16 protein-coding genes are annotated in these 13,286 nt (G+C 69.7%); 4 read left to right on the forward strand and 12 right to left on the reverse strand.

The genetic code is table 11. From position 1 onward, the window contains the following. Positions 1–49: 49 nt before the first annotated feature. From FQY83_RS13210 to glnA, 4 genes are all read right to left on the reverse strand, one after another. On the reverse strand, positions 50–1,510 hold the full coding sequence (locus FQY83_RS13210; protein WP_146388427.1) for an ammonium transporter: 1,461 nt from the start codon (positions 1,508–1,510) through the stop codon (positions 50–52). A gap of 20 nt (positions 1,511–1,530) precedes the next feature. Further along, entirely contained in the window at positions 1,531–1,869 is a 339-nt protein-coding gene (locus FQY83_RS13215; RefSeq protein WP_146388428.1) for a P-II family nitrogen regulator, read from the reverse strand. A gap of 36 nt (positions 1,870–1,905) precedes the next feature. Further along, positions 1,906–2,613 carry a TorF family putative porin gene (locus tag FQY83_RS13220; RefSeq protein WP_158636506.1) on the reverse strand — a complete coding sequence of 236 codons (708 nt, stop codon included), beginning with the start codon at positions 2,611–2,613 and terminating at the stop codon, positions 1,906–1,908. Positions 2,614–2,895: 282 nt separating this feature from the next. Beyond that, positions 2,896–4,305, reverse strand: a complete 1,410-nt coding sequence (glnA, locus tag FQY83_RS13225) for a type I glutamate--ammonia ligase (RefSeq protein ID WP_146388430.1) — start codon at positions 4,303–4,305, stop codon at positions 2,896–2,898. Positions 4,306–4,628: 323 nt separating this feature from the next. On the opposite strand from glnA, the gene FQY83_RS13230 reads away from it, so the two are divergent. The 3 genes from FQY83_RS13230 (at position 4,629) to FQY83_RS13240 (ending at position 6,479) form a co-directional block, all read left to right on the forward strand. Continuing rightward, the gene (locus FQY83_RS13230) at positions 4,629–5,423 is read left to right on the forward strand and encodes an undecaprenyl-diphosphate phosphatase (RefSeq protein ID WP_146388431.1); all 795 of its coding nucleotides are present in this window, start codon (positions 4,629–4,631) and stop codon (positions 5,421–5,423) included. 271 nt (positions 5,424–5,694) lie between these two features. Then, positions 5,695–6,057 carry a DUF1428 domain-containing protein gene (locus FQY83_RS13235; protein WP_146388432.1) on the forward strand — a complete coding sequence of 121 codons (363 nt, stop codon included), beginning with the start codon at positions 5,695–5,697 and terminating at the stop codon, positions 6,055–6,057. 32 nt (positions 6,058–6,089) lie between these two features. Then, positions 6,090–6,479, forward strand: coding sequence for a VOC family protein (locus FQY83_RS13240; protein ID WP_146388433.1), 390 nt, complete (start codon positions 6,090–6,092; stop codon positions 6,477–6,479). Between the two features lie 54 nt (positions 6,480–6,533). Here the strand turns inward: FQY83_RS13240 and FQY83_RS13245 are convergent, their stop codons facing one another. From FQY83_RS13245 to FQY83_RS13255, 3 genes are read right to left on the reverse strand one after another with little or no spacing between them, the layout of a single operon-like run. Further along, positions 6,534–7,790 carry an RNA polymerase sigma factor gene (locus FQY83_RS13245; protein ID WP_146388434.1) on the reverse strand — a complete coding sequence of 419 codons (1,257 nt, stop codon included), beginning with the start codon at positions 7,788–7,790 and terminating at the stop codon, positions 6,534–6,536. Positions 7,791–7,838: 48 nt separating this feature from the next. Next, entirely contained in the window at positions 7,839–8,027 is a 189-nt protein-coding gene (locus FQY83_RS13250; RefSeq protein WP_146388435.1) for a hypothetical protein, read from the reverse strand. Between the two features lie 40 nt (positions 8,028–8,067). Then, positions 8,068–8,466 (reverse strand): VOC family protein, encoded by a 399-nt coding sequence (locus FQY83_RS13255; protein WP_146388436.1) that lies wholly within the window; start codon positions 8,464–8,466, stop codon positions 8,068–8,070. Between the two features lie 155 nt (positions 8,467–8,621). Between FQY83_RS13255 and FQY83_RS13260 the strand changes: the two genes are divergently transcribed. After that, positions 8,622–9,434, forward strand: coding sequence for an META and DUF4377 domain-containing protein (locus FQY83_RS13260; RefSeq protein WP_146388437.1), 813 nt, complete (start codon positions 8,622–8,624; stop codon positions 9,432–9,434). A gap of 22 nt (positions 9,435–9,456) precedes the next feature. Here the strand turns inward: FQY83_RS13260 and FQY83_RS13265 are convergent, their stop codons facing one another. The 5 genes from FQY83_RS13265 to FQY83_RS13285 all read right to left on the reverse strand — a co-directional run bounded on the left by FQY83_RS13265 (position 9,457) and on the right by FQY83_RS13285 (position 13,190). Beyond that, the gene (locus tag FQY83_RS13265; protein ID WP_146388438.1) at positions 9,457–10,071 is read right to left on the reverse strand and encodes a YbhB/YbcL family Raf kinase inhibitor-like protein; all 615 of its coding nucleotides are present in this window, start codon (positions 10,069–10,071) and stop codon (positions 9,457–9,459) included. A gap of 41 nt (positions 10,072–10,112) precedes the next feature. Further along, complete coding sequence (locus FQY83_RS13270; RefSeq protein ID WP_146388439.1) at positions 10,113–11,120, reverse strand: YheT family hydrolase; 1,008 nt, start codon at positions 11,118–11,120, stop codon at positions 10,113–10,115. Then, positions 11,117–11,980, reverse strand: coding sequence for a lysophospholipid acyltransferase family protein (locus tag FQY83_RS13275; RefSeq protein WP_192906714.1), 864 nt, complete (start codon positions 11,978–11,980; stop codon positions 11,117–11,119). The genes FQY83_RS13270 and FQY83_RS13275 overlap by 4 nt, the downstream gene beginning before the upstream one ends. A 164-nt stretch (positions 11,981–12,144) precedes the next feature. Continuing rightward, positions 12,145–12,561, reverse strand: coding sequence for a hotdog fold thioesterase (locus FQY83_RS13280; protein WP_146388440.1), 417 nt, complete (start codon positions 12,559–12,561; stop codon positions 12,145–12,147). 11 nt (positions 12,562–12,572) lie between these two features. Continuing rightward, positions 12,573–13,190 (reverse strand): YkvA family protein, encoded by a 618-nt coding sequence (locus tag FQY83_RS13285; RefSeq protein WP_146388441.1) that lies wholly within the window; start codon positions 13,188–13,190, stop codon positions 12,573–12,575. Between the last annotated feature and the right edge of the window lie 96 nt (positions 13,191–13,286).

A 13,286-nucleotide genomic window follows, 5' to 3' on the forward strand; every position in this document is an offset into this window, starting at 1 on the left:
TGCGCTGCCCGCCGGACACCTCGTGGGGGAGGTGTGGATTACCGCACGATCAGCTCTCGTAGGCCGACTCGCCGTGCGAGACGATGTCGAGGCCTTCGCGCTCCTGCTCCTCGCTCACGCGCAGCCCCATCACCGCCTTGGCGATCAGGATCGCGATCGCGGTGACCACCGCGCACCAGAGGATGGTGAACAGCACGCTGACCAGTTGCACCCAGACCTGGGCGCCGATGGCAAGCTCGGCCTCGGTGCCGCCCAGCGATTGCGCGCTGAACACGCCGGTCAGCAGCGCGCCGACGATGCCGCCCACCGCGTGCACGCCGAACACGTCGGCGGTGTCGTCCACGCGCAGCAGGCGCTTGAGGCCGTTGACCGCCCAGACGCAGATCGCGCCGGCCGCGAGGCCGATGACGATCGCGCCCATCGGACCCACCGTGCCCGCCGCCGGGGTGATGCCGACCAGGCCGGCGATCGCGCCCGAGGCCGCGCCCAGCGCCGAGGGACGGCCCTTGCTGATCGCCTCCACCAGGCTCCACGCCACCACGCCGGCCGAGGTCGCCACCATCGTGTTGATCATCGCCAGCGACGCCGAGGCGTCGGCCGCCAGCGCGGAGCCGGCGTTGAAGCCGAACCAGCCCACCCACAGCAGCGCCGCGCCGATGAAGGTGAACGGCACGTTGTGCGGCTTCAGCGCTTCGCGTCCGTAGCCCAGGCGCTTGCCGAGGAAGTACGCGCCGACCAGGCCCGCGATGCCGGCGTTGATGTGCACCACGGTGCCGCCGGCGAAGTCGATCACGCCCTTGTGCGCGAGGAAGCCGCCCTCGCCGCTCCACACCATGTGCACCATCGGCAGGTAGGAGAACGTCACCCAGATCACCGAGAACAGCAGCACCGCGGTGAACTTGATGCGCTCGGCGAAGGCGCCGACGATCAGCGCGGTGGTGATGCCGGCGAACGTGGACTGGAACACGATGAACAGGAACTCGGGCAGGCCACCGGCGTCGGTGTCGGCGACGATGCCCTTGAGGAACGCCTTCTCGGTGAACGATCCGAAGAACGCGTTGCCCTCGGTGAACGCCGCGCTGTAGCCGTAGGACACCCAGATCAGGATGACCACGGAGAACACCACCAGCACCTGCATGATCACCGACAGCACGTTCTTCGACCGCACCATGCCGCCATAGAACAACGCCAGGCCGGGCACGACCATCAGCAGCACCAGGAAGGTCGAGGTGAGCATCCACGCGACGTTGCCGCTGTCGAACGCGGGCGCCTCGGCTTCTTCCGCCGCGGGGACGTCCTCGACCGCGACGGCTTCCTCAATCGCCTCGGCCGCGGTTTCGCCCGCATCGACGGTGGCATCGGCCACTTCGCCCGCGGCCTCGGCCACCGGCGCCTCGGCGTCCTGCGCGAACACGCCCGGCGCCGCGGCCATCGCCGCCACGCCGAACAGCACGGCCAGTCCCGCGGCCTGCAGACGGGTTTTCCACCCGGAGCACAAATGCATCTTCATGGGTTCAGCCTCCGTGTGGGTTAGAGCGCATCGGCGCCGATTTCGCCGGTGCGGATGCGAATGACCTGGTCGAGCGCGACCACGAACACCTTGCCGTCGCCGACCTTGCCGGTGCCGGCGGACTTGCTGATGGCCTCCAGCGCGGCGTCGAACACCTCGTCCGACACCGCGGCCTCGATCTTGAGCTTGGGCAGGAAGTCGACGACGTACTCGGCGCCGCGATAGAGCTCGGTATGGCCCTTCTGCCGCCCGAAGCCCTTGACCTCGGTGACGGTCAGCCCGGACACGCCCACCTCGCCGAGCGCTTCGCGCACTTCGTCGAGCTTGAACGGCCGGATGATGGCGATGATCAGTTTCATGAAACGCCTCCTCTTGGAATTTCGGGTTGCGTGGCGTCAGAACGACTTGGACAGGGACAGGACGAAGGTCTCGTCGGGGCCGATCAGGTCGTTGTCGTTGTAGGACAGGCCGATGCCGAAGCCGCTGTCGAACGACTTGTCTACGCCGACCGACCAGAACGCGTACGTGCCGGTGCCGCCCACGCCCTTGACCCACTGCTTGCCGACCGCGGCGCTGCCGCTCCAGCCATCGGCGAATTCGAGGCTCGCGGACAGGTCGAGATTGGTGCTGCCGTCGGAGTCGGGGATGCCGAACAGGTCGGTGACCGCGTACCAGTACTTGGCGCTGAGGAACTTCCAGCTCAGGCCGACATAGACCTCGGTGGTGTCGGCCTTGTCGAAGCCGGACGGGTAGCTGCCCGGGTACCAGTAGTAGTTGACGCCGACGTCGTAGCCGAAATCGCTCTCGCCGAACGAACCGGCGTAGCCCAGGAAGCCGTCGAGTTCAACCTGGCTGGAGACGTCGGGATCCGAATCGGACAGCCAGCTGATCGAACTGCCCCAGGCACCGACGTAGAAGCCGCTGTCGTGGGTCCAGGTCACGCCGCCCTGCAGGGCGGGCTTCTCGTCGGTCTGGGTGACGCCGCGGAACAGGTAGTCGCTGACCACCGTGATGTCGCCCGACACCTCGGACGCGGCGACGTTGCCGGCCATGAGCAGCCCGGCGGACAACAGGGTGGCAGCTGCGATCTTGCGTGACGACATGACAGGCTCCTCATCTGGAAAAGAATGGAAAAGCCCTCCCCGGTCTTGCGTATTGGTTCGCTCCACCCGATGCGGCATCCCCATGCCTGGCCGGGCGCCGGCGGGTGCTCTGTGGCGCCCTGACCGGTGGCATCGCTTTCCTGTGTCCGTGTCGTTCGTGTCTGGTTCCTTGCTGCGGGAAAGTCGCGGCCCGCGTGGGGGAGGCCGCACGCCCGGCGCGTGGCCGGACGCTGGAAACCAAGCGGGGCATCCGGTTCTTCCGGATGCCCCGCGATGCTTTCGTCAGACGCCGTAGTACATCTGGTATTCGAGCGGATGCGTCGCCGCGCGGAAGCGCGTGACTTCCTGCATCTTCAGGTCGATGTAGCCGTCGATGAAGTCGTCGCTCATCACGCCGCCGGCCTTGAGGAACTCGCGGTCGCCGTCGAGCGCCTCCAGCGCCTGGTCGAGGCTGGAGCAGACCTGCGGGATCAGCTTCTCCTCTTCCGGCGGCAGGTCGTAGAGATCCTTGTCGCTGGGGCCGCCCGGATCGATCTGGTTCTTGATGCCGTCCAGGCCGGCCATCATCAGCGCGGTGAAGGTCAGGTAGCCCGACTGCAGCGGATCCGGGAAGCGCACCTCGATGCGGCGCGCCTTCGGGTTCGACACCCACGGGATGCGGCAGCTCGCCGAGCGGTTGCGCGCCGAGTAGGCCAGCATCACCGGGGCCTCGAAGCCCGGCACCAGGCGCTTGTAGCTGTTGGTGCCGGAATTGGCGAAGGCGTTGATCGCGCGCGCGTGCTTGAAGATGCCGCCGATGTACCACAGCGCCATCTGCGACAGGCCGCCGTAGCCGTCGCCGGAGAACAGGTTCTGCCCGCCCTTGGCCAGCGACTGGTGCACGTGCATGCCGCTGCCGTTGTCGCCGACGATCGGCTTGGGCATGAAGGTCGCGGTCTTGCCGTTGCGGAAGGCGACGTTGCGGATGACGTACTTGGTGGCGAGCAGTTCGTCGGCCTTCTTCACCAGCGAGTTGAACTTGGTGCCGATCTCGCACTGGCCGGCGGTCGCGACCTCGTGGTGGTGCACCTCGGTCTCGATGCCGATCTGCTCGAGCGTCTTGACCATCTCAGCGCGCAGGTCGTGCAGCGAATCGGTCGGCGGCACCGGGAAATAGCCGCCCTTCACGCCGGGACGGTAGCCGCTGTTGCCGCCCTCGTACTCCTTGCCGGTGTTCCAGGCCGCTTCCTCGGACTCGATGTGGAAGAAGGTGTTGCCCATCTCGTTGGCGAAGCGCACCGAGTCGAAGATGAAGTACTCGGGCTCGGGGCCGAAGAAGGCCTGGTCGGCGATGCCGCTGGACTTGAGGTAGGCCTCGGCGCGCTTGGCGATGCCGCGCGGGTCGCGCGCATAGCCCTGCATCGTCGCCGGGTCGAGGATGTCGCAGGTCAGGTTGAGGGTCGGATCGGCGTAGAACGGGTCGAGGAAGGCGGTGGACGCGTCCGGCAGCAGGATCATGTCGGACTCGTTGATGCCCTTCCAGCCGCTGATCGACGAGCCGTCGAACATCTTGCCGTCCTCGAACAGCGCGGGTTCGACGATGCTGGCGGGGAAGGTGACGTGCTGCTGCACGCCGCGCATGTCCACGAAGCGCAGGTCGACGAATTCGACCTTGTGGTCCTTGATCAGCTTTTCGACATTCTCGAGCGACATCTGGGTGCAACCTCTGGTGGGCGAATGGTTGCTTCACATGTCGCAAGCGCCGTGCCAACTTCCAGCAGCGCACAAGTCACTGATTTTCAATGGATGTGCATTGCAGCATCCGTCGAGGACGCACGGTTTGGGTGAAGACTTCGTGACCGTTGCACCAAAAAGGTGAAGTCGGGAGCCGGGGCAGGGATCGACTTCCGGTTCCCGCCGGGAGCGCTGCCAAAGACGCTGGATCCCCGCCTTCGCGGGGATGACGACATCCCTCCGGCTGCCCGGACGCGGGAAGGCTTTCCGTTATCCTGCCAGCCCCCACGCGAACCGCCTCCATGTCCGATCCGCTGTCCGCCCTCCTGCTGGGCCTCCTCGAAGGGCTGACCGAGTTCCTGCCGGTGTCGAGCACCGGCCACCTGCTGATCGCCCAGCACTGGCTGGGCGCGCGCTCGGACTTCTTCAACATCGTCATCCAGGCCGGCGCGATCCTCGCCATCACCCTGGTGTTCCGGCGGCGGATCCGGGAGCTGGCGACCGGGCTCGGCGACGCGGCCAACCGCGACTACGCGATGAAGCTCGCCGCCGCCTTCCTGGTCACCGCCCTGGTCGGCCTGCCGGTGCGGTTGGCGGGATGGGAGCTGCCCGAGACGGTGACGCCGATCGCCTGGGCGCTGATCCTCGGCGGCGTCTGGATGATCTTCGCCGAGCGCATGGCCGAGCGCCGCGGCGACGGCGTCCACGTCACCTGGACGGTGGCGGTGCTGGTGGGGCTGGCGCAGGTGGTGGCCGGCGTGTTCCCCGGCACCTCGCGCTCGGCCGCGGCGATCTTCATGGCGATGCTGGCTGGCCTCGGCCGGCGCTCGGCGGCGACCGAATTCGTGTTCCTGGTCGGCATCCCGACGATGTTCGCGGCCAGCGCCTACGCCTTCCTCGAACTGTGGAAGGACGGCGGCCTCGGCGGCGAGGCCTGGGGCGACGTGGCGCTGGCGTTCACGGCCGCCACCGTCACCGGCTTCGTCGTGGTGAAGTGGCTGCTGGGCTACATCAAGCAGCACCGCTTCACCGGCTTCGCGGTGTACCGGATCCTGCTCGGCGCCGCCCTGCTGCTGTGGCTGCCGGCGGGCGACTGAGCCGGCAGACACAAGATCCCGCGCGCCCCCTATACCGTCATCCCCGCAAAGGCGGGGACCCAGTGTCTTTGATCTTTCGCTTCCGGACCCTGGAAGGACTGCGCATGGCCCGCTTGCCGGGGTCAAAGATGCTGGATCCCCGCCTTCGCGGGGATGACGGGCTATCGTCGGACGGAAGGCGGCACTCTTGTCGATCCGGTGCGCCATCGTTCGTCGTCAGGGACATGGCGCCGCGAGCGCCCTCCCATCCCGCAACCCACGGAGCCACCACATGGCCTACATCGACGGTTTCCTGATCCCGATCCCGAAGAAGAACCTCGCCGCCTACCGGCGCATGGCGCGCAAGGCCGGCAAGGTCTGGATGGAGTACGGCGCGCTGCAGTACATCGAGTGCGTCGAGGACGACGTGCAGTCCGGCAAGCTGACCTCGTTCCCGCAGGCGGTGCAGCTGAAGAAGGGCGAGGTGGTGGCCTTCTCGTACATCGTCTACCGCTCGCGCCGGCATCGCGACAGCGTCAACAGGAAGGTCATGGCCGATCCGCGCATCGAGGCGATGATGCCGGACAAGAGCAAGCCCCCGTTCGACGCCAGACGCATGATGTGGGGCGGGTTCAAGTCGATCGTGGCGATGTAGGTCCATCCACTTGCGGCAGAGGAGAAAACGGCATGGCCGAGGTCAACAGCGTCAACTGGTTCGAGATCTACGTGCAGGACATGGCGCGGGCGCGCGCGTTCTACGAGGCCGTGTTCGACATCGCGCTGGAAGCGCTGAAACTGCCGGACGGGCAGGACGACGGCCTGGAGATGTGGTCCTTCCCCGGCGACATGGACCGCTACGGCGCCAACGGCGCGCTGTGCCACATGCCCGGCGCGCCCTCGGGGCCGGGCGGCAGCCTGGTCTATTTCGCCTGCGAGGACTGCGGTGCGACCGGCGACCGCGTGGCGGCGGCCGGCGGGCGCGTGCATCGCGGCAAGATGTCGATCGGCGAGTACGGCTTCATCGTGCTGGCCTTCGACAGCGAGGGCAACATGATCGGGCTGCATTCGATGCAGTAGGCGGGGCTGGACGCGAAGCCTGCGTACTCCCTGGTCGCGCCCGCCGATGCCCGCTCACGGCCCCGAAGCACGCGCGAGCAGCAGCGCACGCTCGCGTTCGTTGCGGGTCATTGCGGCGGCGCGTTCGAACTCGGCGCGCGCTTCGTCGTGGCGGGCCAGCTTCTGCAGCAGGTCGCCGCGCACCGCCGGCAGCAGGTGGTAGTTGCGCAGCGCCGGCGCGTCCGCCAGCGCATCGACCAGCGCCAGCCCGGCCTCCGGCCCGGAGCGCATCGACACCGCGACCGCGCGGTTGAGTTCGACCACCGGCGAGGGCGCGAGCGCGACGAGTTCGTCGTACAGCGCGACGATGCGCGTCCAGTCGGTGTCGCCGGCAGCGGCCGCACGCGCATGGCAGGCCGCGATCGCCGCCTGCAGCGTGTACGGGCCGCGTTCGCGCGCCAGTCGTTCGGCGCGGGCGAGCGCCTCGAGCCCGCGCTCGATCGCATCGCGGTCCCAGCGCGCGCGGTCCTGGTCCGGCAGCAGGATCGGCTCGCCGGATGCGTCGATCCGCGCGCGCAGGCGCGAGGCCTGCAGTTCCATCAGCGCGAGCAAACCCGATGCCTCGGCTTCCGCCGGCGCCAGCCCGACCAGCAGGCGCCCGAGCCGCAGCGCCTCCTCGCACAGCGCGGGCCGCATCCAGTCCTCGCCCGCGGTCGCCGAATAGCCTTCGTTGAACACGAGGTAGACCACGCCCAGCACCGCCGACAGCCGCTCCGGCAGCTCCTCCCGGCGCGGCACCTCGAACGGCACGTCGGCCTCGCCGAGCGTGCGCTTGGCGCGCACGATGCGCTGCGCGACGGTCGCCTCCGGCACCAGGAACGCGCGCGCGATCTCGTCGGTGGCCAGGCCGCACAGCAGGCGCAGGGTCAGCGCCACGCGTGCCTCCATCGACAGCAGCGGATGGCAGGCGACGAAGATCAGCCGCAGCAGGTCGTCGCCGATGTCGTCGTCGTACGCCGCCTCGCGCGCTTCGTGCAGTTCGTCATGCAGGCCTTCGAGTTCGTGCGCGATCTGCGCGTGCTTGCGCGCCAGCAGCTGGTTGCGCCGCAGGTGGTCGATCGCGCGGTTCTTCGCGGCGGCCATCAGCCAGGCGCCGGGGTTGTCAGGCACGCCCGAGGCGGGCCAGCGCTCCAGCGCGGTGACCAGCGCGTCCTGCGCCAGCTCCTCGGCGAGGTCGATGTCGCGCACCATGCGCATCAGCGCCGCGATCACCTTCGGCGATTCGTTGCGCCAGACGGCGTCGATGCTGCGCTGCGGGTCCGGGGCGTGCATGGCTCCGGATCAGAGCACTGCGGGCGAGCGCGATGCAAGCCGCGGAAGTCATGGGCGGGCGTCAGGTTCGGCATCGCGCGGCGAGTCTTCGCCGGAAAATAACCGCACTTCACTCGCCCACGCGGCAGGTCCATCTCGTCCGGCCGGCGATGGCGGCTCCTCGCGCGGCGGTGCGTCGACGGGCACGACGCACGCGTGCGCGCCGGCGCGCCGCACCAGCAGGCCGAGCAGGCTCATCGCCATGCCTTCCGCCGACGCCGCCCCGGCCGGTTCGCGTTCACGCGGGCATTTCCCGCATGTGCACCAGCTCCCAGACGTGGCCATCCGGGTCCTCGAAACCGTGGCCGTACATGAAGCCGTGGTCCTGCGGCGTGCGGTGCGCCTTGCCGCCGGCCGCAACCGCCTTCGCCACCAGGTCGTCGACCTCGGCATCGCTGTCGCAGGACAGGCAGACCAGCACTTCGGTCTGTGCGTGCGCGTCGGCCAGCGGCTTGTCGATGAACGTGCGGAAGTAGGGTTCGACGAGCAGCATCACGAAGATGTCGTCGGCGACGATCATGCTCGTCGCGTTCTCGTCGGTGAACTGCGGGTTGAAGGCGAAGCCGAGCGCGGTGAAGAACTTCACCGAGGCGTCGAGGTCCTTGACCGGAAGGTTGACGAAGATCTGGCGGGGCATCGTGGACTCCTGTGTGGAAGGGCGGGATCGCGCTTTCACGGTGACGACGAACGGCGACGCGCCGGATCGACAATCGCCACGCCACGCTCCGTTTCCCCGCGATGGCGTACGCTGGCGCCAAGCTCCCGCACGCAACCGACCGAAAGGAGATCGCCATGCGCCCCGCCATCCCCCTGCTGTCGCTGGCCATTGCACTGGCGGCCTGCACCCCCTCGAACCCGCCCGCGGAAACACCGCCGCCCGCCGGCGTCGCGGCGGCGCCGGCCACGCGCGCCGTCGATGCGCAAGCGCTGGCGGCCTCGCACTGGCGGCTCGCCGATGCGGTGGATGCCGGCGGCCGGCGCATCGACGCGCTGTTCCCGGCCCCCGACCAGCCGCTGCAGCTGGATTTCGCCGACGGCCGCGTCTCGGTCAGCGGCGGCTGCAACCAGATGAGCGGCGGCTACACCCTGTCCGGCGATCGTTTCGAAGTCGGCGCGCTGGCGCAGACCAAGAAGTTCTGCGGCGGCGGTGCGCTGATGGCCGCCGACGATGCGATCGGCGCGCGCCTGGCCGGCGCGGGCACCCTCGCGACCGGCGACGACGGCCGCTTGGTGCTGACCACCGCCGGCGGCGACCGGCTGACGTTCGCGGGCACGCCCACCGCGGAGACGACATACGGCGGCGAGGGCGAGCGCGTATTCCTCGAGGTCGCGGCCGAGCGCGTGCCCTGCCACCACCCGATGATGCCGGACTACCGCTGCCTGCACGTGCGCGAGATCACCTACGACGACAAGGGGATCAAGCAAGAGACCGGCGAATGGGAATACCTCTACCAGGACATCGAGGGCTATACCCACGAACCCGGCGTGCGCAACGTGCTGCGGCTCAAGCGCTTCGAGGTCGCGAACCCGCCGGCGGATGGTTCATCGATCGCCTACGTGCTCGACATGGTGGTGGAGTCGGAAAGCGTGAATCCGGGGGCCTGAGGCACTGGCGAAGGCCCGCGATTCAGCCTTGCGCCGCGGGATTGAGCGAATACGTCCCGTAGACCGCCGCCTCGGCCAGCACGTGCCCCTGCATCGCGCGCAGCGCGTCGCCGGCGGTGAATTTCTCCGGCACGTCCAGTGCCGCGACATCCAGCGCGAACACGCGGAAGAAGTAGCGGTGCACGCGCAGGTCGTTGGGCGGCGGATACGGGCCGTCGTAGCCGAGCCAGTCGCCGCCCATGTCGGCGTCGCCGGCGAACCAGCCGGTGTAGTCGTTCAGGCCCTGGCGCGCGCCGGTCGGGCCGGATGGCGCAGGCTTGCCGCCCTTGCTCACGCCGTCGCTGGCGCTGCCGGCCGCGATCGCGCGCACGTCCGGCGCGATGTCGACCACCGCCCAGTGCACGAAGTCGCCGCGCGGGTGCGCGACCGGGATGTCCACGCCTTCCTTCCCGGCCAGCGAGGGATCGGTCGGCGCATCGGTGTCGATGCACAGCAGCGCGAACGAGCGCGTGCCGTCGGGCGCGTCGTCCCAGGCCAGGTGCGGATTGCGGTTGCCGCCGAAGCCGTCGGGCGCGCCCATGGCGAATTCGGCCGGAATCGCGCCGCGGGGTTCGAAGCTGTCGCTGCGGATCTGCATCGGAGTCTCCCGGAGGTGCCGGCCTTCAGGATAGCGCGGGCTCAGCCGGACGCGGTCGCCGCCAGGCGCGCCGCCGTCCAGCGTTCGGCGTAGCCGTCGAAGCGCGCGTCCTCGAGGAAGCCGCAGTGCCCGCCCCAGGGCACGATTTCCACGCGCGCCATGTCCGGGAAGGCCAGCGCGCGAAACTCGTCGATGGGGATCACCGGGTCGTCGGCCGCCATCAGGATGTGGGCCGGCACCTGCAGTGCCCGCAGGCGGTCGCCGGCGACCGAGTAGCCGTCGAAGTAGGCGTCGATGGTGCCGAGGTCGGTATGCCGCTGCACCAGCCATTCGGTGAGCTCGCGCATGCCGAGCCGGAGGGTGGCGTCGTCGAAGCCGACGCGCTCGGGGAACAGTTCGCGCTTGCGCAGCAGCGAGCTGCGCCACTTGCGCTCGAAGTAGCGCATGTAGAACCACATCCCGTCTTCCATCTTGCGCATCGTGCGCGCCGGGTCGAGCACCGGGCAGACCGCGGCCACGCGCAGCAGCGGCAGGCCGGCGTCGGGCGCGCGCAGCGCCAGGCGCAGCGCGAAGTTGCCGCCGAGCGAATAACCGGCCACCACCATCGGCCGCTGCGTGAAACGGCGGGACACGTCGAGCGCGGCGTGCACCACCTCCTCGATCCGGTTGGAGTGGAAGATGTCGGGATTGAGGTGGTGGGTGCCGCCGTGGTCGCGGAAGTTGAGCCGGAACACCTCGAAGCCGCGCGCCAGCAGCTGCGCCGCCGTCAGCCGCATGTAGCTCGATTCGGCGCTGCCCTCCCAGCCGTGCAGCAGCAGCGCCAGGCCGCGCGCCTGCTCGCCCGGCACCGCGCTGTGCAGGCCGTGCAGGCGGACGCCGTCGCCACCGTCGACCAGGTGTTCCTCGGTCACCGCGCCGGTGGCGGCCAGCGCCTGCGCGCCGCGCCGTCGCCGCCACGGGCTGCTGCCGAGGACGGTCTGCAGGTGCGGGCTGCGCAGCCAGCGCGGCGGTGCGTAGGCCGGCAGCCCGTCGCCGCCGTCGGGCGTCATGGCGCCATCGCCGCGACGATGCGCTCGCGCGCGGTTTCGGCGATGCGGCGGCGGCCTTCGGCGTCGCCGGGCGCGATCGGTTCCAGGAACACCACTTCGACCGGGCGCGACGGTTCGCCGAGCAGGCGCAGGAAGTTGCCGAAGAAGCTCTCGCCCGACGCGAACGCGACCGCGGCCTGCGCGCTGCCGTGCTCGCCGTAGCGCAGCGCCACCGGCTGCACCGGCACCCCGGCCTCGACCGCGGCGAGGAAGATGCGCGCATGGAACGGCCCGACCTCGCGACCGCTGCGCGTGCGCCCTTCCGGGAACACGCCGACCGCGCGGCCGTCGCGCAGCCGCGCCAGCATCTCGTGCAGCACCCCGCCGAGCGACTCCTGGCTGCCGCGCTGGTGGAAGATCGTCTCGCCGCGCGCGGCCAGCCAGCCCACCAGCGGCCAGCCGGCGATCTCGCGCTTGGCGACGAAGCCCATCATCCGCTGGCTGTGCAGCGCGACGATGTCGATCCAGCTGACGTGGTTGGCGACGAACATCACCGCGCCCGGCATCGGGTGGCCGATGCGGCGCACGCGCATGCCGAACACGCGCATCAGCCCGCCCGACCACAGCCGCACCATGCGGTGCTGCAGGCGCCCGCCGCCGGCCAGCTGGAGGCGGCCGAACGGCGGCGCCATCAGCAGCAGCGTGACCGGCAGGTGCACCAGCACGTGCCACAGCAGGAACGGGAAACGCACGGCGTAACGGAAGACACGCACGACAGGAGGCCAGGCAGCGGAACCGGGGGAGTCCGAAGCCGGACACGATACCGAATGCGGGCCGGGCGCGGCCAGCAGCGGGCGGGAAGCCGGACCAGTCGCGGGCAGACACCCTCGAGGCCGTCATTCCCGCGAAAGCGGGAATCCATGGACCTTGCGTTCCAAAGGCGAACGTCCATGGATCCCCGCTTTCGCGGGGATGACGGGGAATTTCCGGGTCGTCCGACGCCGCCGGTCGCTGGTGGTGCGCAGCGCGCCTGTCGGCCCGGCGCTCAGCCGCGCGGCACCACCGCCAGCGTCAGCCGCGAGATGCAGACCAGCCTGCCGGCGGCGTCCTCGATGCAGATTTCCCACACCTGGGTGCTGCGGCCCACGTGCAGCGGCCGCGCGGTGCCGGTGACGGTGCCGCTGCGCACGCCGCGCAGGTGGTTGGCGTTGATCTCGATGCCGACCACGCCGTGGCCCTCGGGCGCGCACAGGCCGCCGGCGCTGCTGCCGAGCGTCTCGGCCAGCAGCACCGAGGCGCCGCCGTGGAGCAGGCCGTAGGGCTGGTGGGTGCGCGCGTCGACCGGCATCGTCGCGCGCAGGAAGTCGGGGCCGATCTCGGTGAAGACGATGCCCAGCGGCTCCATCGCGGTGTTCCGCGACAGCGCGTTGAGCTGGTCGAGGCCGACGTCCGCGCGGAACATCCGCGCCCGGCCTAGCGGAAGCGGAACAGGCTCGGGCGCCAGGCGCGCGAATAGGACGCGCGACCGTAGCCGCTGCTGCTGCCGTAGCCGAGGCCGAACCCGCCGCCGTCGCGTTCGCGGCGCGCGTGCATGCGCTCGACCAGTTCGTCGCGGCGGCCGTCCAGCCAGTCGGCACGGCCGACGGCGGAGGGTTCGACGCCGCGCTTGTTCGCCTCGCGCTCGCGGAATTCGCAGAAATCGTCGTAGGCGTCGAGCTCGTGCCTGAGCTCGCGCACGCACAGTTCGATCATGATCGCGTCGTCGAGGAAGCCCAGCACCTCGACGTGGTCGGGGATCACGTCCTTCGGGTCGGCGAAGTAGACCAGCGCCGACAGCACGTGCTGCTTGTCCTCGTCGTCGAGGTGCCAGCCCTCGTCGCGGACCATCGCGATCATGTCGTCCAGCCGCTCCAGGCGGCCGCGGATGAAGTCCGGCATCTCGACCTTCTGCGCGCCCTCCAGCAGCGAGGCCGCGGCCTGGATGATCTCCTCCTGCGACTTGTCCGCTGCCGCCTTGTGCGCGGCCTTCAGCGCGCTGGTGAAGTGCTCGAGGTCCTGGTCGTTGAGGTCGATGGTCAGCGAAAGCGACATGGTGGGATACCGGGGGACGGAAAGATGCGCAGCCTAGGCTCCGCGGCGCGCGCGCGTCAATTGCGCCCTGCCGCGCAGGGTCCGCCGCGCGCCGTG

This window comes from Luteimonas marina, assembly GCF_007859325.1.
Taxonomy (GTDB): Bacteria; Pseudomonadota; Gammaproteobacteria; order Xanthomonadales; family Xanthomonadaceae; genus Luteimonas; species Luteimonas marina.

Bases quoted from the DNA above. Each gene is read 5' to 3' on its own strand.
- FQY83_RS13210 (WP_146388427.1), bottom strand. From the start codon at position 1,510: ATGAAGATGCATTTGTGCTCCGGGTGGAAAACCCGTCTGCAGGCCGCG.
- FQY83_RS13215 (WP_146388428.1), bottom strand. From the start codon at position 1,869: ATGAAACTGATCATCGCCATCATCCGGCCGTTCAAGCTCGACGAAGTG.
- FQY83_RS13220 (WP_158636506.1), bottom strand. From the start codon at position 2,613: ATGTCGTCACGCAAGATCGCAGCTGCCACCCTGTTGTCCGCCGGGCTG.
- glnA (WP_146388430.1), bottom strand. From the start codon at position 4,305: ATGTCGCTCGAGAATGTCGAAAAGCTGATCAAGGACCACAAGGTCGAA.
- FQY83_RS13230 (WP_146388431.1), top strand. From the start codon at position 4,629: ATGTCCGATCCGCTGTCCGCCCTCCTGCTGGGCCTCCTCGAAGGGCTG.
- FQY83_RS13235 (WP_146388432.1), top strand. From the start codon at position 5,695: ATGGCCTACATCGACGGTTTCCTGATCCCGATCCCGAAGAAGAACCTC.
- FQY83_RS13240 (WP_146388433.1), top strand. From the start codon at position 6,090: ATGGCCGAGGTCAACAGCGTCAACTGGTTCGAGATCTACGTGCAGGAC.
- FQY83_RS13245 (WP_146388434.1), bottom strand. From the start codon at position 7,790: ATGCACGCCCCGGACCCGCAGCGCAGCATCGACGCCGTCTGGCGCAAC.
- FQY83_RS13250 (WP_146388435.1), bottom strand. From the start codon at position 8,027: ATGAGCCTGCTCGGCCTGCTGGTGCGGCGCGCCGGCGCGCACGCGTGC.
- FQY83_RS13255 (WP_146388436.1), bottom strand. From the start codon at position 8,466: ATGCCCCGCCAGATCTTCGTCAACCTTCCGGTCAAGGACCTCGACGCC.
- FQY83_RS13260 (WP_146388437.1), top strand. From the start codon at position 8,622: ATGCGCCCCGCCATCCCCCTGCTGTCGCTGGCCATTGCACTGGCGGCC.
- FQY83_RS13265 (WP_146388438.1), bottom strand. From the start codon at position 10,071: ATGCAGATCCGCAGCGACAGCTTCGAACCCCGCGGCGCGATTCCGGCC.
- FQY83_RS13270 (WP_146388439.1), bottom strand. From the start codon at position 11,120: ATGACGCCCGACGGCGGCGACGGGCTGCCGGCCTACGCACCGCCGCGC.
- FQY83_RS13280 (WP_146388440.1), bottom strand. From the start codon at position 12,561: ATGTTCCGCGCGGACGTCGGCCTCGACCAGCTCAACGCGCTGTCGCGG.
- FQY83_RS13285 (WP_146388441.1), bottom strand. From the start codon at position 13,190: ATGTCGCTTTCGCTGACCATCGACCTCAACGACCAGGACCTCGAGCAC.